The organism is Phytohalomonas tamaricis (assembly GCF_003012345.1).
Taxonomy (GTDB): domain Bacteria; phylum Pseudomonadota; class Gammaproteobacteria; order Pseudomonadales; family Halomonadaceae; genus Phytohalomonas; species Phytohalomonas tamaricis.
In genome coordinates, this window is record NZ_PVRV01000020.1 from 117,296 (window position 1) to 135,605 (window position 18,310).

Sequence of the window (18,310 nt, forward strand, 5' to 3'; positions counted from 1 at the left end):
GGCGACGGCGAAACAGATGCCCACTACCGACCGCTTCGCAAACATTGACGCCGAAAAACCTAATGAGTTCACTTATCGTTACGTTTAATTTTCATATTTCTGGCAGGACGCCATCAGGGGATTGGTACAGTATCTGACCAATGCAGATTGGAAATAACCTTCGATAACACAGCGGTAGGCACTTCACCGACGACAACAATCTGATAAACCTGACCTTCGTGTTCGACATGTCGAACCGCGGCCTGAAAAATACCTAGCCCATGAATTCCTTCGCGTAGTGCATGCTTATTATTCAGCGAGCCTGTGAATATGCTCAAGCTGGACAATCCATCGCTGTATAAACGTCGCGCCATGGGTACGCCATTGATCTCGACATCGGACTCGGCCAAGACGCGTCGATAGCCTCCTGGCAACCAAGAGGGCTGCCAGCCCATATCATTCGAAGAAGAGGTACTATCTATAGTACTCAATGATCCCGGATAGAGTTCCAAGGCATTAAGCTGAGCCACCTGAAAAGCTTCAAGAATATGACCCGACTCATCCAACATCAGCTGCTTTAAAGGCAAACCCGTCGATTTATCGAACCAGAACTGATGCGAATAGCGCATGCCATCATGAGAGATAACGTTCAGTACTACCACCTCACGATTGGCTACTCGATCAGTACCCGCAATATCAAAGCGATAGTATTTTTGAAGATCACTCGCTGAAGGTGATAGGGAGCCACCCGCCGATTGAGATTGCTGCTCGCTCCTCCAGTCCGATAGAACATGTCCTTTACGTTCAAGCTGTACAGAGGGACCATCGAGAAAGCGGATAAGCTCATGCTCTCCGTCCTCATTCACCCCATGATCAATATCAAGGGTTTTAAAACCACCTGGACCAAAACGAACCGCAAGCGCGTCGAAGCGATAACAATGTCCAGCCAGTACCCCCCGCTCGAACCATTGCAAAGCCGTAGCAGGTGGCTGCTGTTGAGTCAGCTTGGCGCAATTCATTTCATCATCCGCTCTGACACTAGACACTACGGTCAGACTGAATGCCACAGATCCCAATAATGAAAGTGTTAAAAGCTTACCCATCAACGCTGACTCGACAACTCGCCATTACTCTGTGCAGAAGCCTGCAGCATAGGCATCCAACTACCACCGGTCTGATAACTTGCCTGCTCAACATGCCGATTTAGATATCCCTGCAGCATCTGAGCCTGTTGAATATCAACCTGATGATTCTGGTTCTGCTGTTCTGGTGACATGAACCAGGGCATCTGAGCGCCTACCTGCATGATGCCGCTCTGGGGGCTGGCGCTCCCGTTGGAAAACATCGGCAAATCGACCAGTGACGCTCCCTCATTGGAGGCTGCACCTGCATCAAGACCGGCTCGTGGTTGGCTGGCAAGCTCAGCGCCATCATTAAGAGGTACTACGCCTGTCCCTATCCCGCCACGGTAGACCTGAACACCGGTAATGACCATCAGGCTGACAGCTGCTGCAATGGCCGCACTGCCCATGAACGAGAATGACGTGGCGCGACGTGGCGTCAAATCATCGTGTGCAAACTGCTCAGGACGCGCTTCCATTTCTATACGCGCACGCACCATGGCAGAAAGATCGATGCTGAGATCAATATCACGATCACGCTGCATCACGCTGCGGGCAAGATGATAACGCCTCCAGGTGTCGGCTTCCTTCGGCTGCTCACGCAATGTCTTGAGAATGCGACGAACCTCTAGTTCATCACTCTCTCCATCCATCAACGCAGATAAGGGTTCCCGTACCTTTTGATTCATTCCACCACCCTCATACTCGACGTAGCTGATCGCTACTAATCAATTGACACCCGAAAAGCGAGTTAGTTTTGCTGCTGAAGAAAATTGCCTGATTGACCACTATTCGAGTACCACGTCATCGGCATCTTCGGGATACAGTAATGGCCTTACACAGCTATCGACTACTTCACGGGCACGAAAGATGCGTGAGCGCACCGTCCCTACCGGACATTGCATGACACTGGCGATATCTTCATACGACAGGCCATCAAATTCACGTAATGTAATCGCTGTTCTCAAATCTTCCGGAAGGCTTTCAATAGCGTCAAAAATCACCGCTTCGAGCTGATCACGTGCGATGGCTGCCTCAGGAGTATCGATATCCGAAAGACGGCCGCTGTTATCAAGTATTTCCGCATCGCTGATATCAAGATCGCTGCCCGGCGGCCGGCGACTACGTGCAACCAGATGATTCTTGGCCGTATTAATGGCAATACGATACATCCATGTATAGAAGGCACTCTCGCTGCGAAACTTATCCAGCGCACGATAAGCCTTGATGAAGGCTTCCTGTGCCACATCATATACTTCAGCCTGATCATGAACGTAGCGTCCGATCAAGCCAATAATCTTGTGTTGGTATTTCTTGACCAGCAGATCAAATGCTTGGTTGTCGCCCTTCTGGGCGCGTTCAACGAGCTGCTGATCAGTTTCTTTTACAGCCATTCACATTCTCCTGACCCAGGAGGTAAATGGCGTGTTAAAACACTGCAGCCTGCCCCGTCAACATGCATGATTAAAACCGGGATCATATATTTTTGAACCTGACGCCCTTCGGGCCTTGGTAGTGTCCCATTAGTGTTCCCGTTTATCCTCGCTTCATCAAGGACCATAGATCGCCAAGGGTGAAGATAAGACTGCTCTATCGACGGCGAGTTCCGTGCTAGCATTGCTTTTCATCGTTTCACATTCAATAGTAAGTACCCCGATCGCTTCGACATGCCTTTATCTTCGTCGCAGCACACCCACGGATCCAATCGATTAATATGCAGGTCGATAATGTCTGAACAGCAGGTCAACAATTTAAATGTCCTCTCCCAGGACGTATTGATCACCCCCGATGAGCTAAAGCGTGATATCCCGCTTAGCGCCGTAGCAGAACGTACCGTCATCGAGAGCCGCCAGACAATTCAGCGCATTCTCGATGGGGAGGACCCGCGGCTACTCGTCGTGATCGGGCCTTGCTCGATTCACGATGTCGAAGCGGCCAAGGACTATGCCAAACGTCTCCTCGCTCTAGCGGACCAAGTAAAAGAAAGCCTCTTTATCGTCATGCGCGTCTATTTCGAAAAACCGCGCACGACAGTGGGATGGAAAGGACTGATCAATGACCCTTACATTGATGATTCCTTTGCCATCGAAGATGGCCTACATATTGCCCGTCAACTGCTTGTCGATCTGCCTGAAATGGGTTTGCCACTTGCTACCGAAGCGCTCGATCCGATTTCCCCGCAGTATCTTCAAGACTGTATCAGTTGGTCGGCCATCGGCGCGCGCACTACTGAATCACAGACACACCGTGAAATGGCCTCTGGTCTTTCCGGCCCCGTCGGCTTCAAAAATGGCACTGATGGCAGTCTTGATGTCGCCGTCAATGCGTTGAACTCGGTCGCTCATCCGCATAACTTCCTTGGTATCGACCAGAAGGGACAGGTAGCCATCATCCGTACACGGGGCAACCGCTACGCCCATGTGGTGCTGCGCGGCGGTAACGGCAAACCCAATTATGACAGTGTCAGCGTCACTCTAGCGGAGCAGGAGCTTCAGAAAGCGGGGCTCAAGACCAACATCATGGTCGACTGCTCACATGCCAACTCCAATAAGGATCCGGCATTACAACCGCTGGTACTGGAAAATATTACCCAGCAGATCCTTGAGGGTAATCGCTCGATCATGGGACTGATGATTGAGTCCCACCTGGGTTGGGGGGCGCAGAAGATCCCTGAAGATCGTAGCCAGCTGCAATACGGCGTCTCGATTACCGATGCCTGTATCGACTGGCCAACGACCGAAAGGGTCCTCACTGAGATGGATAGCAAGCTGCGTGATAAACTCCGCGAGCGCATCGCTAAATAAATCAGCGCTCTGCTTCAGAAATGTCGCTCGAATACGCATAGTCGAGACAAAAAAAGCCGGATCGCACGATCCGGCTTTTTCTTTCCAGGCATTAGCTATAAAAGCCTGTCCATTGCTCAATGCATCATCCTCACGATGCCAATGGCACCTCAACGCCTTCAATCTCGCGGCGAAATGGCGGTAGAGAATCAAGCAGCGCCTGACCATAACGGCGGGTCAATACTCGTCGGTCGAGCAAGGTAATCCGTCCGGTATCGATCTCCTTACGGATCAAGCGCCCGCATGCCTGAATCAATTTGATCGAGGCATCCGGCACCGAAATGCGCATGAAGGCATTGCCACCGCGTGACTCAATCCACTCAGCCAGCGTAGCGCCTACCGGATCGTCCGGCACCGAAAAGGGTAAGCGGGTAATGATGACATGGGTCAAATATTTACCCGGCAGATCAATACCTTCAGCAAAGCTTGCCATGCCGAAAATGATACTGCCCTGCCCGGCATCTACCCGTTGCCGATGGCGGTCTAGAAGTTCACGTTTGGGAAGCCGATCCTGCGATAGCACCCGGTCAGCAAGCGACTCGGGTAACGCTTTCTCCACTGCGCGTAACTGCTTGCGTGACGAGAACAACACCAACGCCGCCTCACCTGCCTGCAGTGAGACGATAAAGTCGCGAATGGCGCGTTCATGGCCATCACGATCGCCCGGGTCAACGGCTTCTTTCGGCACGCTGAGCACGGCACGTGAATAATCGAACGGGCTTGGCAGGCGTTGATAGCGATAGCGGTTGGCGAGTCCTGCACGCTCCTGTATTCGATCGAAGCGGCCCAACGCTGTCAGGGTGGCCGAAGTCAATACCGCGCCAAAGCAGTTTCCCCATAAATGGCGCGCCAATGTTTCTGCCGCACTGACCGGGCTTGCCGAAAAGATAAGCTCAGCATCGCCGCTTATCGTTTCAAATGTCAGCCAGCGCGCTCTCGGAGCACTATCCTTGTCATCCTGCTCGGCAAATGCCTGCCAGAGCCCATGCGCCTCCAGGGCACGACCATGCAGCAGCGCCACTAGCGGCAGCCAAGCCTCAGCCTGCTCACGCGCCAGGCCGGTATTCTTATCCGGATCAAGGCTTTCACGCAGAATATCGCCGATCGTCTCAAGCGTGCGCGATAGCTCAGCGAAAGGCGCAACCAAGGCCACCGCATGCTCCATCAAACCCTCTGGCACCCGGCCCATCGGGAAACGATAGTGTTGTGCATCGTTCTCGCCATCACGGCGCCCGCCGCCAGTGGCAGGAGGTATCGAATCGGCAAATTGATAACCCAGCCGGAATGCTTCACCGAGCCTTGGTTCCAGCGCCGCCAACGCCTCAGGCAGTGAACCCAGCAAGCGCGCTACCGTAGGCTGTACCGCCAGAGCAGTATTGAGTTCCGTCAATGATTTCTTGAGTTGACCTAGCCAGCGCAGCGCACCGTTTATCGGCAGGCGATGATAAAAATGCTCAAGCGCCTTATCGGGCAGATGATGCCCTTCATCGAAGATATAGATGCAATCTTTCGGCGGTGGTAGCACCATGCCGCCGCCCAACGACAGATCAGCAAGGACCAGATCGTGATTGGCCACGATGATATCGGCTTCATCGAGTTGACGCCGCGCGCGGAAGAACGCACAGGCACCAAAATGACCGCAGCGTCGGTTGGTACACTGGCGGTGATCGGTAGTCAGCTGCCGCCAGTGGTTATCTTCAATCGACACAGGCCAACTGTCGCGATCACCAGCCCACTGCCCTGCGGCATAGGATTCAGCCAGCTCTTGTGCGAGACCGGCTAAAGCCTCATTGCCGCTCGTCAGTTGCTGCTCGAATAGCGACATGGTCGGATTGGCTTCGACACCGTCAAGCACTTGTTCAAGCCGCGCAACGCACAAGTAGCGCCTTCGCCCCTTGGCCAAGCCATACTCAAATGACAATCCGCTGTGGCGCTTGAGAGCGGGTAGATCGTGGTAAAGCACCTGCTCCTGCAGCGCTACCGTCGCCGTGGCCACGACCAGGCGCTTGCCGCGCGCTTTGGCAATCGGCAATGCCGCAAGCAGATACGCCAGCGTTTTACCCGTCCCTGTGCCTGCCTCCAACACACAGACGTGCTCGTTACCGACGCGACGGCCTTCATCATCAACCTCGATCTCACCCAGCGTTCTGGCGATCTCGGCAATCATCAGGCGCTGACCGTATCGTGGCGTCAGCTCAAGCCCTTCGAGCACCTGCCGGTAAGCCTCCTGAATCTGCGTTTTCAGCGCCGCTTCGAGCATCGCCCGTCTCCGCTCCCGTCCTTTATTATCAATACTGGCACTTACCCTTACAGCAAGCCTTCAGGCGGATGTTCGCAAGGCAGTTTGTCATTAAGTAACGACTCGATTTCAGGCAGCGCGAAGGCGTCTTCTTCACCAACGAAACTGATCGATGTGCCCTTGGCGCCGGCACGTCCTGTACGGCCGATACGATGCACATAGTCCTCAGGATCTTCCGGCAAGGTGTAGTTGATCACGTGGCTGACATCATTGATATGGATGCCCCGTCCAGCGACATCGGTCGCCACCAGCACCGAGACTTCACCCGAGCGAAACCGCTCCAGCGTCTTGATACGCTGGCGCTGAGGCACGTCCCCGGACAGCATCGCCACGTTGACACCCGCTTCACGCAGTTTCTTGTCAAGTTCACGGACATGATCGCGACGGTTGGCGAACACCATGACCCGATCAAGCGCCTCCAACCTGACCAGATTGGTCAAGAGCCTGAGCTTGTCGCTGTCACTGACCATGTAGACGCGCTGATCTATATTCGCAGCCGTCTCGGTATTAATGGCGATTTCGACAAAGGCAGCCTCATGCGTCCATTGGCTGGCCAGATTGAGGATGTCCTGAGTAAACGTCGCTGAAAACAGGAAGGTCTGACGTTCCTCGCGCTTGGGCGTCGCTCGAATGATGCGCTTGACGTCGGGAATAAAGCCCATCGACAGCATGCGGTCAGCCTCATCAAGCACCAACACTTCGACCTGAGACAGATCAGCATCACGCTTTTGAAAGAAATCGAGCAAACGACCAGGCGTGGCGATCAGGATATCAAGCGGCTTGGCTAGCTGTTGCTGCTGCTTTTGATAGTCCATGCCACCAACGGCGCTGGCAACTTTCAAGCGCGTATAGCGAGTCAACGCCTTGGCATCTTTCTCGATCTGCAAGGCCAGCTCACGGGTTGGCGCAATGATCAGCGCGCGTGGCGCTCCATTTTTCTGACCATCAGGTGTCTCTTCCTCAAGGAAGTAGGTCAGAATCGAGATCAGAAATGCTGCCGTTTTACCGGTTCCAGTCTGCGCCTTGCCGACGACATCACCGCCAAGCAATGTGTGCTTGAGCGCCTCAGCCTGAATGGGCGTGCAGTACTCAAACCCCTGCTCATGGATGGCCTGCATCAGTGGCATCGGCAGGTTAAAATCGTGGAAACGCCACTTACCTGCGACGGCAGGCACCTCGAACTTCGAGATATCCCAGTCCTGACGCTGAGCCTTCTGCTGATTGGGTTCACCCTTACGCGGTTTACGCCGCCGACGCTTGGGTTTGCGACTCTGATTCTGGGTCGGTGGAGATGTCTTTTCCGACTCGCTCATAACATTAGGATCATTTGGTTAGGGTGGATTGAGAAGTGCAAAATACCGAAGGCTTACAACCGGGCGCAGTCTACGCCGGAACTTTCCGCCGGGATAGAGCCATGCCACAGACGCCTCACTGTTCGTGTATTCGCACAATATCGGTATAAATGGCTTGATTACATTACTATTGTACCAGCCCTAGACGCTGACTGCGCCTGTAGGGTGGAAAGCTAGCCGCTGATTAAATTTTCAAATCAACGTCGTTACACTACCAAGGAGGTTAAACCTCTTCACTCTTGCTAGAATCCCCGCCTTATTGAAAGGAAGTAACTGCCATGACTCGACGCAAGAAAACACGCTCATTGGCCGACAAGGTCATGATCCGTACCGGCCGCCGCAAGGATTATCGCCAATGGCGCAATGAAACGCCTGATGCCACCGGATCAAGCAAGCGAACCATCAGCAAGAAAGCGAAGCAGCGCAAGGAACAGGCAGCGCGAAAGCAGGACCGCCAACGCCGTGAAGCCACGCCATTACCTGTCCACCCCCAGCACCCCGAGGATTCGGCTGCTGGTCAGGAGCAGTGATGATGAGGCTGGTATCTTTTAACATCAACAGTATTCGCGCCCGCCTGCATCAACTCGAAGCCATGATCGAAAGCCATGCGCCAGATATCATAGGTCTGCAGGAAACCAAGGTTCAGGATAGCGAGTTTCCCCTCGAGGAAGTCCAGAAACTCGGTTATCACGTTCACTTTCATGGCCAGAAAGGGCATTACGGCGTAGCGATGTTGACGCGTCAGGCGCCGGAAGCCGTATTCCTGGGCTTTCCCGATGATGGCGAAGATGCCCAGAAACGCATGATCGGCGTACGCATGGCAGGAACGGATGGCGAGCCCCTTACCGTCTGGAATGGCTATTTCCCTCAGGGCGAAAGCATTCACCATCCAAGCAAGTATCCCAACAAGCGTCACTTCTATACCCAGCTTTCGACACTGTTGGAAACATCACACCGTGCAAGTGAGCGGCTTGTCGTGATGGGGGATTTCAATATTTCGCCTGCCGATATCGATATCGGGATTGGCGAGGCCAACCGCAAGCGCTGGCTGCGTGATGGCAAGACCAGCTTTCAGCCTGAAGAACGCGAGTGGTTAAATCGACTAATGACGTGGGGTCTGAAAGACAGCTTCCGCTGCTGCCACCCCGAAGAAAGTGAACTATTTAGCTGGTTCGATTACCGCTCAAAAGGATTCGAGCGTGAGCCCAAGCGTGGATTGCGCATCGACTTGATTCTGGTCAGTGATGCCCTGGTTCCTGCTGTACAGGATGCCGGTATCGACTATGAGTTACGCGCCATGACACGCCCATCGGATCATGCTCCGGTCTGGACCGACCTAGCCTTGTAAAAGGCTAGGTATTGCCCCGTTGCGGCTCAGTCTCACCTGATGATTCTGAATTCGACTGAGCAAGCATGTTCTGCCAGGCCTCAGCCTGTTCGGCAACTTCCTGGCTGTTCGCTGCCTGCCTGAAGGCACGGCGTGCAGCCTCCCGATCCCCTTGCTCGTAGGCCGCTACTCCCTGCAATAACCAGAGTCGACCACGCGCACTATCCCCTGCCTGACGCGCATTGCTCAACCCTTTGATCGCCAGCGGCCAATTGCCCCAGCCATAGGCCAGTTCGCCTAGCTGCCGCCAGTCACGCGCCTCATGGGTTTGATCAGCCAACGTTTGCCAGGCGTTTAACGCATGATCACGATCACGCGCCATTGTCCATGCCTGGGCGAGCTGACGCTGACGTTCCGGCGTAGGCTCAAGTTCACCTTTCATAAGCGCCTGGGCAAGAATTTCCGCTCCACGCGCCGGCGTCCCGCCGGCCATATGCAAGGCAATGCGCCGTTCCAGTGCCTCTGATCCTTTTAAGATACCGCGACGCCAGCCGGCTTCCCATAACGCAGCCGCGCGTCCTGGTTGTCCAATACGCTGATAAAGCGCCGCCGCACGTTGCCAGATCTGCGCATCCTGAGCGTCACGATCGATTTGCGCCTCGATCATTTTCACCGCTGCGTCATTTTGACCAGCGTGCTGATAGATGACCGCTGCCAGTTCAGTCTGGCGTGATGAAAGCGCAGAAGTTGCATGACGGGCACGTTTAAGCCAGCGTGCCGCTGATGACCAATTACCCTGATGAGCCTGCACCTGAGCCAGCAGCCAAAGATCAGATGGCGCTGGATATGCTTGTTCTGCCCAGCGTTCGAGCAAGGCCACACCGTTTTCCATCTGTCCCGCCCTTAATCTCAGCTTGGCTTCCCTTTCCAGCCAACTCACGCGCTGTGCCAGCGGGGCCACACTGATATCACGCGCCTGGGCAAAGAGATCAGCGGCATGAGCATCACGGCCACGCTTGGCTTCTGCATTAGCACCAAGCTGAAGATAAAGCGCCTTAGCCCAGCCGCTGGCGCCGCTGCTTCCCAAACGCTCAGCCTGGCGCTGCGCCTCGGCGGCAACATCAGCCATATCGCCGGTAGCAAGCTGCTGCTCAAGATGCTGCAATCGCTCAACCGTCGCCGGCGGCAAGGCAGGCCCTGCCGCCAGCGCCGGCAGGGAAAACACACACCACATGACCAGCAATAGACGCGTCAGTAGACGTTTCATTATCCGCCTCTCAACTTGAACTCAAGCCGCTGAATGATATGCACGGGGTTATCCAAGCGTTCGAATACCCAACCTGACACGGCCTCTCTTGCCGCATCGTTAAATATGTTCCCCGGACGAGAATCGACGATAGTGATTGAATTACGATCGACTCGACCATTCGTTTGTATCTCGAACTGAATTTCAACGAAGCCCTCCGTACCCCGCCTTCGCGCCCGACGTGGATAGTCAGGTTTCTCCATCTTCACTGGCTGAATCAGCCCCTTCTGCTGGGCGCTCACGATATCCTGAGCGGACTGTGCCCCTCCTGACGCTGCAGAACTCTGGGCCGATTGTTGCCTGGCCGAAGATGACGCTTGTGGCGTAGTTTGAGGCGTCGGCTCAGGACGCGGTTGCGGGCGCGGCGTGGGTTGCGGTTTAGGCTTGGGCACAGGCTGCGGCTTCGCAACATCAAGCTCAGGTAATGTGCTATCCAGCGAGATATCGGGCTGTTCAGGAGGCGGCGCTTCAGAGAGCGGCAAGGCGACGGCACTTTGAATATCAGGCACCGGCTGAGGCGCTGCCGCTGGACGCATCGGCGCAGCAGCCGGTTCTGGCAGTGTAGCCTCGGCAGGTTGCGCTGTGGGCTGTTCAGCCTGCTGCGCAGGCGCCTCAGTCATGGCAAACGTAAGCTTATGCGCAGGTTCACGCAACGCCTCGGGCGGAGCAACCAGCAAGGCCAGTCCAAAAAACAGCGCCAAGGCCAGCAATGCCCCAGCTGTAATGGCGACCAGACGGCGCATTAGCCACGCCCTCGTGAGGCTGCAACGGCAATATCCTCGATCCCGGCTTGACGAATGCTATCCATTGTCTCGATTAATAGCCCCGTCTGTGATTGACGATCTGCCTGAACAACGACACCGCCACCGGCGCTACGTGCCGCACGCGCAACAACCTGACCGACGCGATCCTCATCGACAGCCTCGCCATTGACCCAGATGGCCCCTTCGGAAGTGATCGCCACCATGACTTGAGCATCAGGCCGAGGCGTTGCCGAACTCGCTTCGGGCCGTTCAATCTCTACGCCACTCTCTCGCACGAAGCTGGTCGTCACGATAAAGAAGATCAGCATGATAAAAACCACATCAAGCATCGGTGTCAGATCGATGCCACTGGCGTCTTCGTCCTGACGCAGACGTCTTCTACGCATGAGCATCCTCCGCTGCACGTGTCAGCTGATCGTGAAGTCGCTGGTCCTCGCGCCGAATAACGTGTTCATAACGACTGGTAAAGAGAAGCCCCACAACGGCCACAGCCATACCAGCAAGTGTCGGCAGGGTCGCACGTGCAACCCCATCAGATAGCGAGCGCGCCTGACCAACACCGGACAGCGATAATCCATCGAATACCTGAATCATGCCAGTCACCGTGCCCAGCAGGCCCAGCAAGGGGCAAATGGCTATCAGCAGCTTTAGCCACGGCAGCGGTGCGCGTAGGGATAAAAGAAGCTCCTGACACCAACTCTCCCGGAGTGTCCGGGCACTCCAGCTGATGTGTTCACGCCGGCCGATCCAGCGCTCGATCAGTGCCTGTCGGCTCTTGGGGTAACCGAACTGCCAGAAGATCATCCGCTCAAAACTGAGGGCAAATAGCAGCATGGCGGTCAACGCGATGGCCACCAGCACGGGGCCGCCTGCGGTAATGAGACGGTCGACGGGATCAAACAGCGCGTCCATCGCGTCCTCCTCTGCGCTGGCTGTGCTGTAATACATCTTCCGCCAGCTCGCTTTCCTGAACATCCAAGTGATTCGCTAACGCAGCGCTGGCTTGTCCTTCCAGCACCGTCATCAGCTTCTTGCTGCGGCTGGCAATGGCGGTATGGGTGAAAAGTACCGGAATGGCCACGATCAAGCCGAGCACTGTCGTCACCAGTGCCTGACTGATACCGCCCGCCATCAGTTTAGGGTCGCCGCTGCCAAACACAGTGATGGACTGAAACGTACCGATCATGCCCGTGACGGTACCCAAAAGCCCCATCAACGGGGCAACCGCCGCCACTAGCTTGACAAAGGACTGGCCGCGCTCAAGCTTCGGCTGCTCAGCCAGAAGCATCTCGTCAAGCCGGGCCTCAAGCACTTCGGGCTGGTGATAGCGACGGATTCCCTGAAAGCGCTTCAATACGCGTCCCAAAGGATTGTCTTCATGCAACGTGGTAAGCGTGCCAACCTGACGACGAATCCGCCCGCTGACAGTCAACAGGTAACCCAATTGAGCAAGCCCGACCAGCAAGCCAATCACGCCTAATGCAATCGTTACGTAGCCAACCACGCCGCCTTGAGCAATGCGCTGGCCAAGCGTTGGCTGCTGCGCAAAGGCATCAAGGACGTTACCCCCTGAGGGATCAAATGGCACCCGATTACTGTCACCTTGAGCAAACGCACGTAATTGCGACTGCACATCGTCTGGCGTACGTTCAGCGACATTGACTGGCGTATCACCATGCGGTGGACGCAGCAAATTCTCGGCGCCTACAGCGCTCATCGCTCCGAGCCGAGTGACCTCACGGACGCTAACGCTACCGTCATGCCCAGCCACCGGCACCTGTAAACGTACGGCCTCAGCGCTGCGCGCAATCAATTGGGAAAGCTGGTCGATGTACGTCGAGAACTGCTCGTTCGAAGGAATAGCATTATCGTCAATTGCATCAGGCACAACCGCCTCATTGCCCAGCGTGAGCCAGCTATCCTGAACGTCGTTACGCGTCTTGTTGATGCTGCGTCTTAACACATCAAAGACCGGCGTAAGGTCTTGCCCTTGGCTGCTACGCGCCTGATTAAGCTCGGTAAGTGCTTTCTGTTGCTCAGCCTGGCGCTTGTCCAGTTGCTCTCGTTCAGCCTGCGCTTTCTTCAGGCGCGCTTCCGCTTCATTGACCGCTTGTTCAAGCGCCTGTCGGTTATTGAGCAATTGATCGAGACGCTGACGATCGCGTCCTTCTGCCGCCTGAGCATCCTGCTGATAACTGCTGATAGTCTCTGCCAGAGAGGTTTCGGCATGCCCCGGTAAGCTGGCAACACTTAACGTACCCGCCAGTGCCACAGTAATTAGGCGTCTCATGAACTGGCCTCCTGTGGATTACGTTCACTGTCGTTCACGTCCTGGCTCGGCTGATCACCGCGTTGCACCTCAACGGAGAGCGGCAGAGACAACAATTCCGGGCTGCGCTGATCGGCGGCAATCTTGACACCGTTGCGTACGGCCTCCAGCACCTCGCCATCAATGGGCTGCCACGTGTGCTGTGCTGCGTTCCAAACACCGCCTTGACGACCATCAGGCGTCATGTAATAAAAGCCCATGCGCCCCATACGCAGATACTGCACTTCAGTGTCATCTGAACCGACCAAGGTATCGCGCCAGGCTTCCATCTTTTGCCCGTAGTCGAGTTCCATCTGCCAGGCGCTGAGAATACGCTCAAGCTTGTCAGCAGACGACAAGGAGGCGTCAGCCAACATCGTCTCAAGGCTTTCAACCCGCGCCATGCGTTGCTCGTGCCGGAACGGCAAATCCGCCTCGACGATTGCTCGCAATCGCTCCACCATCTGGCGCATCGTGCCCGGCAGCGCTTCGCGTGTCGCATCGAGCGTATCGAGCGCATGACGCTGGCGCTCGATACGGGACTGTTGATCACGTACCAGCGGTGCGAGTTCCGCGTTATAGCTCTCGAGGCGCTTGGCTGTTTCCCGCGCGTCCCGCAGGTGAAGCAGTAACGCTTTGGTTTCATCATCAGCGGCATTGATGCTTTCTTGTAATACTTGCTGACGTGCCTGATGCTCAGCGGTTTCATCGCGTAGCGTTGGCGCCGCCAGGGCAGGCAAGGCAACCGCTAGAAGGCACGCACTTGCTATACGATGTGGAAATCGTGACCTCACGAAGCTCTCCCAGAGATAAGGATCATAAAATTCACGGTACCGATACCAAGCTATTCATTGGCTACATCGGAACCTGTCCCAATAGGCGATGATCCTATTGGGACAGGCTCTTCAGACGAGGGGGAATGACGCAATGGCCAGCAGGTACAAAAACGCTTGCAGACAACCTACCTATAAAAATGGCTCGGCAGAAAAATACGCACCTTCGACATAATGAGGGCTATCCATGGCCAGGCTCAGCATCCCTACACTGCATTTCGGCCGAATTATCTATCGGGCAAAACCATCGCAAAGCCATCCATCTCTCGCAATGACGACTTTAACGCTAATACAAACAAGAACAATTATCAATTAATAATTGAAACATCACGCTCGTGCAGACGCACGTTTACGTCTACGTCTAGATAGCATCTAGTCAATCCTCATAGTGCTACAGATATGAAAACGCCGAGCCAATAGGCTCAGCGTTTATACTGCTCATATCCGTGAAAGGCTTATTAAAGCTTGTTAGCCAGTTCCGGCAGCGCCTCGAAAAGATCCGCCACCAAGCCGTAGTCGGCCACCTGGAAAATCGGCGCGTCCTCGTCTTTATTGATCGCCACGATGACTCTGGAATCCTTCATACCCGCCAGATGCTGGATAGCGCCTGAAATACCCACGGCAATATAAAGTTCGGGCGCCACGATTTTTCCCGTCTGCCCGACCTGGAAGTCATTAGGCACAAAGCCTGCATCGACCGCCGCCCGGGACGCACCCACTGCCGCACCAAGCTTGTCGGCAACCGCCTCGATCAGCTTGAAATTCTCACCGCTGCCCAGCCCACGCCCTCCGGAAATGACAATACGTGCCGCACTCAATTCCGGACGTTCGCCAGAAGCGAGCTGCTCCTCGACAAAACGCGACACGCCAATATTCTCAACGATGGCAAGCGCCTCGATTGCTGCGCTACCTGCCATCTCGACCGGATCGAAGGCGCTGGTGCGTACGGTCACGACCTTGAGCGCATCGAGCGCTTGCACGGTAGCGATAGCACTACCGGCATAGACGGGACGAACAAACGTGTCTGCGCTTTCGACAGCAATAATGTCAGAAATCTGTGCAACATCCTTCAACGCGGCGACACGGGGCATGAAATTCTTGCCCGCCGTGGAAGCGGCAGCGAAAACGTGGCTGTATTCCCCCGCCAGTATGGCAATCAGCGCTGCCATATTTTCGGCCAGCTCATGCTCATAAGCTGCGTCGTCAGCTACTCGTACTCGAGTGACACCACTCAACGTCGCGGCCGCTTCTGCAACGGTACTCGCTCCACTGCCAGCCACCAGCACATCGATATCACCGCCAATGACGCGCGCCGCTGAAACCACACGTGCGGTAGACGTGGCCAGCTGACCATTGTGATGTTCTGCTACCACCAAGATGCCCATTAGATCACCTTCGCTTCATTCTTCAGTTTATCGATCAGCTCGTCGACACTGGCAACACGCACACCCGCCTGACGTTCAGCAGGCGTCTGCACCTTGAGCAGTCGCGTACGTGGCGCTATATCGATGCCAAGATCTGCAACGCTACGCGTATCGATCGGCTTTTTCTTGGCCTTCATGATATCCGGCAATTTAGCGTAGCGCGGCTCATTGAGGCGCAGATCGGCAGTGATGATCGCCGGCAATGTGAGTTCGAGCGTTTGCAATCCCCCATCGATCTCTCGAACAACCTTGAGCTTTTGCTCCTCGACAGCGACTTCTGAAGCAAATGTGCCCTGTGCCATCCCTGTCAGTGCAGCAAGCATCTGGCCGGTCTGGTTATTGTCGGTATCGATGGCCTGCTTACCGAGCAGTACCAGCCCAGGCTGCTCTTCCTCGACAATCCGCTTCAAGACCTTGGCCACCGCCAGCGATTCAAGCTGCTCCTCGGTCTCGACATGAATGGCCCGATCCGCCCCCAATGCCAGTGCAGTACGCAATTGTTCCTGAGCCGCTTTGGGCCCTACCGTTACTACGACAATTTCAGTAGCGACACCGCGCTCTTTCAGCCGAACGGCCTCTTCGACGGCGATCTCGCAAAAAGGATTCATGGCCATCTTGACGTTGGTCAAATCCACATCGGAATGGTCCGCCTTGACGCGCACCTTAACGTTGTAATCGATCACACGCTTTATCGCGACGAGTACCTTCATGACGTCCTCGTTAGGTTGTCTATTGCTCAGCCGAGCGCTGTAAAATAGCCGAAGCAATCATAAAAACAGGGCTAATAAAGGCTTATTGCCTATGGCCAGGCATGTTGCGCCTGGAATATTGACGCCCAGCACCCACCTTCCTCGGCACTGCCGTTTTCGAATTATGCCCAGCAGACAAAGAAATGCCACAATAGCAACTTTCATGGTCATATAGCGCCATATGTGCCTGCTATCGCGCGCTTTGCCTTCAATCAAGCATGCAAAGTGTAACACGACGGACATGTGCCTCGCCTTGGCAGCCTTGGTGGCAGCGAACAAACAGTAGGTCGGCCAACCGTGGGCGCGGCCTGACGAGAGCATCATCTAGAGGAGCAATCAGTGGAACGAGAATTCATGGACTTCGATGTTGTCATCGTTGGCGCCGGTGTCGCTGGCTTAGCGGCAGCGTGCCGGCTCCGCCAGCAGGCGCTCGAAGCCGATCACGAGCTCTCTGTTTGCGTACTCGAAAAAGGCGCCGAGGTAGGCGCACATATTCTCTCTGGCGCTGTCTTCGTGCCTCGTGCCCTTGATGAGCTGTTCCCGGATTGGCGGGAGCGCGGTGCGCCATTAGAGACGCCGGTCAGTCATGATGAAGTCTATGTGCTGCGCGATGAAGCAAGTAGCCTCCGCATTGCCGACGCGCTGATACCTCGCACAATGCATAATTCGGGTAACTACATTATCAGCGCCGGTAACCTGTGCCGCTGGCTGGCCGAGCAGGCCGAGGCATTAGGGGTCGACATATTCCCGGGCTTCGCCGCTCAAGAGATTCTCTACGGCGAGACAGGAGAAGTACGTGGCGTAATCACCGGCGACATGGGCGTGGCCCGCGACGGCAGTGAAAAAGAGATGTTCATGCCCGGTATGGAGCTGCGCGGCAAGTACACCTTATTCGCTGAAGGTGCACGCGGCCATCTGGGCAAACGCTTGATTGAACACTACGCCTTGTCTGAAGGTCGCGATCCGCAGCATTACGCCATCGGGCTCAAGGAGCTATGGGACGTACCGGCCGAAAAACATCAGCCGGGGTTGGTCGTTCACGCGACAGGCTGGCCACTCGATCGGCACACGCATGGGGGTTCGTTTCTTTATCATGGCGATAATCAGCAAGTCATGGTCGGCCTGATCGTCGATCTGGACTATAGCAATCCATGGCTGTCGCCTTTCGATGAGTTTCAACGCCTCAAGCATCACCCCGATTTCAAACGGCATCTTGAAGGCGGCACCCGTGTCGCCTATGGCGCACGTGCTATCGTCAAGGGCGGCTACAACAGCCTGCCAAAAATGACGTTCCCAGGTGGACTGTTGATCGGCTGTGATGCGGGCACACTTAACTTTGCCAAGATCAAGGGCCTGCATACCGCCATGAAATCAGGCATGCTCGCTGCCGAAAGTGTTTTTGCGGCACTATCCAACGGCAGTGAAGGCGGCGATGAGTTAATCAACTTCACCGCGCATTTCGAAGCGAGCTGGCTATTTGATGAGTTGCGTGCGGCGCGCAACTTTGGCCCTGCCATTCATAAGTTTGGCATGCTCGGGGGTGGCATCTGGAATACCATCGATCAAGCCGTGGGCGGGAAGCTGCCGACTCTACACAATACGCCTCAGGATCATGCGCAGCTTGCAATGGCTGATGACAGCAAGCGGATCGACTATCCCAAGCCCGATGGCATACTCTCATTTGACAAGTCTTCGTCGGTATTTTTATCCAATACCAACCACGAGGAAGATCAGCCTTGTCATCTGAAGCTGGTCGATCCGTCGATTCCGATCCGCGTCAACCTGCCGAAATACGCCGAGCCGGCTCAGCGCTATTGCCCGGTAGGTGTTTATGAAGTCGTTAACGATGAGGCGGGTGAGCCGCGCTTTCAGATCAACTTCCAGAACTGCATACATTGCAAGACGTGTGACATCAAGGATCCTGCACAGAACATCACCTGGGTCGCACCAGAGGGCGGCGGTGGTCCCAACTACCCCAACATGTAAAGCAGCAATAAAAAGCGCC

General features: G+C 55.3%; 18 protein-coding genes. 4 read left to right on the forward strand and 14 right to left on the reverse strand.

Translation table 11 applies throughout. The annotated features are described in order from the left end of the window. Positions 1–113: 113 nt before the first annotated feature. The 3 genes from C3Z11_RS06050 to rpoE all read right to left on the reverse strand — a co-directional run bounded on the left by C3Z11_RS06050 (position 114) and on the right by rpoE (position 2,494). A complete protein-coding gene (locus C3Z11_RS06050) occupies positions 114–1,082 on the reverse strand; it encodes a MucB/RseB C-terminal domain-containing protein (RefSeq protein ID WP_106477062.1) in 969 nt (322 codons plus the stop codon). Next, entirely contained in the window at positions 1,082–1,789 is a 708-nt protein-coding gene (locus C3Z11_RS06055) for a sigma-E factor negative regulatory protein (RefSeq protein WP_106477063.1), read from the reverse strand. The genes C3Z11_RS06050 and C3Z11_RS06055 overlap by 1 nt, the downstream gene beginning before the upstream one ends. A 99-nt stretch (positions 1,790–1,888) precedes the next feature. Then, positions 1,889–2,494: an RNA polymerase sigma factor RpoE gene (rpoE, locus tag C3Z11_RS06060; protein ID WP_106477064.1), complete on the reverse strand. Its 606-nt coding sequence runs from the start codon at positions 2,492–2,494 to the stop codon at positions 1,889–1,891. A 333-nt stretch (positions 2,495–2,827) separates the two neighbouring features. On the opposite strand from rpoE, the gene C3Z11_RS06065 reads away from it, so the two are divergent. After that, on the forward strand, positions 2,828–3,904 hold the full coding sequence (locus C3Z11_RS06065) for a 3-deoxy-7-phosphoheptulonate synthase (RefSeq protein ID WP_106477065.1): 1,077 nt from the start codon (positions 2,828–2,830) through the stop codon (positions 3,902–3,904). Positions 3,905–4,034: 130 nt separating this feature from the next. Here C3Z11_RS06065 and dinG read toward each other — a convergent pair whose 3' ends face one another. Both dinG and rhlB read right to left on the reverse strand, forming a co-directional pair. Further along, positions 4,035–6,203: an ATP-dependent DNA helicase DinG gene (dinG, locus tag C3Z11_RS06070; RefSeq protein WP_106477066.1), complete on the reverse strand. Its 2,169-nt coding sequence runs from the start codon at positions 6,201–6,203 to the stop codon at positions 4,035–4,037. A gap of 47 nt (positions 6,204–6,250) precedes the next feature. Continuing rightward, positions 6,251–7,555, reverse strand: a complete 1,305-nt coding sequence (gene rhlB / locus C3Z11_RS06075; RefSeq protein ID WP_106477067.1) for an ATP-dependent RNA helicase RhlB — start codon at positions 7,553–7,555, stop codon at positions 6,251–6,253. A gap of 317 nt (positions 7,556–7,872) precedes the next feature. On the opposite strand from rhlB, the gene C3Z11_RS06080 reads away from it, so the two are divergent. Next, on the forward strand, positions 7,873–8,124 hold the full coding sequence (locus C3Z11_RS06080) for a hypothetical protein (protein WP_106477068.1): 252 nt from the start codon (positions 7,873–7,875) through the stop codon (positions 8,122–8,124). Between the two features lie 2 nt (positions 8,125–8,126). Beyond that, the gene (xthA, locus tag C3Z11_RS06085) at positions 8,127–8,942 is read left to right on the forward strand and encodes an exodeoxyribonuclease III (protein WP_106477729.1); all 816 of its coding nucleotides are present in this window, start codon (positions 8,127–8,129) and stop codon (positions 8,940–8,942) included. 4 nt (positions 8,943–8,946) lie between these two features. Here the strand turns inward: xthA and C3Z11_RS06090 are convergent, their stop codons facing one another. The 9 genes from C3Z11_RS06090 to C3Z11_RS06130 form a co-directional block, all read right to left on the reverse strand. After that, entirely contained in the window at positions 8,947–10,188 is a 1,242-nt protein-coding gene (locus C3Z11_RS06090) for a tetratricopeptide repeat protein (RefSeq protein ID WP_106477069.1), read from the reverse strand. Further along, entirely contained in the window at positions 10,188–10,970 is a 783-nt protein-coding gene (locus C3Z11_RS06095; RefSeq protein WP_106477070.1) for an energy transducer TonB, read from the reverse strand. The genes C3Z11_RS06090 and C3Z11_RS06095 overlap by 1 nt, the downstream gene beginning before the upstream one ends. After that, positions 10,970–11,377, reverse strand: a complete 408-nt coding sequence (locus C3Z11_RS06100; protein ID WP_106477071.1) for an ExbD/TolR family protein — start codon at positions 11,375–11,377, stop codon at positions 10,970–10,972. The genes C3Z11_RS06095 and C3Z11_RS06100 overlap by 1 nt, the downstream gene beginning before the upstream one ends. Continuing rightward, entirely contained in the window at positions 11,370–11,903 is a 534-nt protein-coding gene (locus tag C3Z11_RS06105) for a MotA/TolQ/ExbB proton channel family protein (protein ID WP_106477072.1), read from the reverse strand. The genes C3Z11_RS06100 and C3Z11_RS06105 overlap by 8 nt, the downstream gene beginning before the upstream one ends. Beyond that, on the reverse strand, positions 11,887–13,281 hold the full coding sequence (locus tag C3Z11_RS06110; protein WP_106477073.1) for a MotA/TolQ/ExbB proton channel family protein: 1,395 nt from the start codon (positions 13,279–13,281) through the stop codon (positions 11,887–11,889). Before C3Z11_RS06110 ends, C3Z11_RS06105 begins: the two co-directional genes overlap by 17 nt. Then, positions 13,278–14,093 (reverse strand): DUF3450 domain-containing protein, encoded by an 816-nt coding sequence (locus C3Z11_RS06115; RefSeq protein ID WP_262927271.1) that lies wholly within the window; start codon positions 14,091–14,093, stop codon positions 13,278–13,280. Before C3Z11_RS06115 ends, C3Z11_RS06110 begins: the two co-directional genes overlap by 4 nt. A 497-nt stretch (positions 14,094–14,590) precedes the next feature. Further along, a complete protein-coding gene (locus C3Z11_RS06120; RefSeq protein WP_106477074.1) occupies positions 14,591–15,517 on the reverse strand; it encodes an electron transfer flavoprotein subunit alpha/FixB family protein in 927 nt (308 codons plus the stop codon). Further along, the gene (locus C3Z11_RS06125; RefSeq protein WP_106477075.1) at positions 15,517–16,266 is read right to left on the reverse strand and encodes an electron transfer flavoprotein subunit beta/FixA family protein; all 750 of its coding nucleotides are present in this window, start codon (positions 16,264–16,266) and stop codon (positions 15,517–15,519) included. Before C3Z11_RS06125 ends, C3Z11_RS06120 begins: the two co-directional genes overlap by 1 nt. Positions 16,267–16,323: 57 nt before the next feature. Continuing rightward, positions 16,324–16,548 carry a hypothetical protein gene (locus tag C3Z11_RS06130; RefSeq protein WP_158700933.1) on the reverse strand — a complete coding sequence of 75 codons (225 nt, stop codon included), beginning with the start codon at positions 16,546–16,548 and terminating at the stop codon, positions 16,324–16,326. A 111-nt stretch (positions 16,549–16,659) separates the two neighbouring features. Between C3Z11_RS06130 and C3Z11_RS06135 the strand changes: the two genes are divergently transcribed. After that, a complete protein-coding gene (locus C3Z11_RS06135) occupies positions 16,660–18,291 on the forward strand; it encodes an electron transfer flavoprotein-ubiquinone oxidoreductase (RefSeq protein WP_106477077.1) in 1,632 nt (543 codons plus the stop codon). Positions 18,292–18,310: the final 19 nt, after the last annotated feature.

Excerpts from the sequence above, each read along its gene's own strand:
- C3Z11_RS06050 (WP_106477062.1), bottom strand. The coding sequence starts at position 1,082 with ATGGGTAAGCTTTTAACACTTTCATTATTGGGATCTGTGGCATTCAGT.
- C3Z11_RS06055 (WP_106477063.1), bottom strand. The coding sequence starts at position 1,789 with ATGAATCAAAAGGTACGGGAACCCTTATCTGCGTTGATGGATGGAGAG.
- rpoE (WP_106477064.1), bottom strand. The coding sequence starts at position 2,494 with ATGGCTGTAAAAGAAACTGATCAGCAGCTCGTTGAACGCGCCCAGAAG.
- C3Z11_RS06065 (WP_106477065.1), top strand. The coding sequence starts at position 2,828 with ATGTCTGAACAGCAGGTCAACAATTTAAATGTCCTCTCCCAGGACGTA.
- dinG (WP_106477066.1), bottom strand. The coding sequence starts at position 6,203 with ATGCTCGAAGCGGCGCTGAAAACGCAGATTCAGGAGGCTTACCGGCAG.
- rhlB (WP_106477067.1), bottom strand. The coding sequence starts at position 7,555 with ATGAGCGAGTCGGAAAAGACATCTCCACCGACCCAGAATCAGAGTCGC.
- C3Z11_RS06080 (WP_106477068.1), top strand. The coding sequence starts at position 7,873 with ATGACTCGACGCAAGAAAACACGCTCATTGGCCGACAAGGTCATGATC.
- xthA (WP_106477729.1), top strand. The coding sequence starts at position 8,127 with ATGAGGCTGGTATCTTTTAACATCAACAGTATTCGCGCCCGCCTGCAT.
- C3Z11_RS06090 (WP_106477069.1), bottom strand. The coding sequence starts at position 10,188 with ATGAAACGTCTACTGACGCGTCTATTGCTGGTCATGTGGTGTGTGTTT.
- C3Z11_RS06095 (WP_106477070.1), bottom strand. The coding sequence starts at position 10,970 with ATGCGCCGTCTGGTCGCCATTACAGCTGGGGCATTGCTGGCCTTGGCG.
- C3Z11_RS06100 (WP_106477071.1), bottom strand. The coding sequence starts at position 11,377 with ATGCGTAGAAGACGTCTGCGTCAGGACGAAGACGCCAGTGGCATCGAT.
- C3Z11_RS06105 (WP_106477072.1), bottom strand. The coding sequence starts at position 11,903 with ATGGACGCGCTGTTTGATCCCGTCGACCGTCTCATTACCGCAGGCGGC.
- C3Z11_RS06110 (WP_106477073.1), bottom strand. The coding sequence starts at position 13,281 with ATGAGACGCCTAATTACTGTGGCACTGGCGGGTACGTTAAGTGTTGCC.
- C3Z11_RS06120 (WP_106477074.1), bottom strand. The coding sequence starts at position 15,517 with ATGGGCATCTTGGTGGTAGCAGAACATCACAATGGTCAGCTGGCCACG.
- C3Z11_RS06125 (WP_106477075.1), bottom strand. The coding sequence starts at position 16,266 with ATGAAGGTACTCGTCGCGATAAAGCGTGTGATCGATTACAACGTTAAG.
- C3Z11_RS06130 (WP_158700933.1), bottom strand. The coding sequence starts at position 16,548 with ATGTCCGTCGTGTTACACTTTGCATGCTTGATTGAAGGCAAAGCGCGC.
- C3Z11_RS06135 (WP_106477077.1), top strand. The coding sequence starts at position 16,660 with ATGGACTTCGATGTTGTCATCGTTGGCGCCGGTGTCGCTGGCTTAGCG.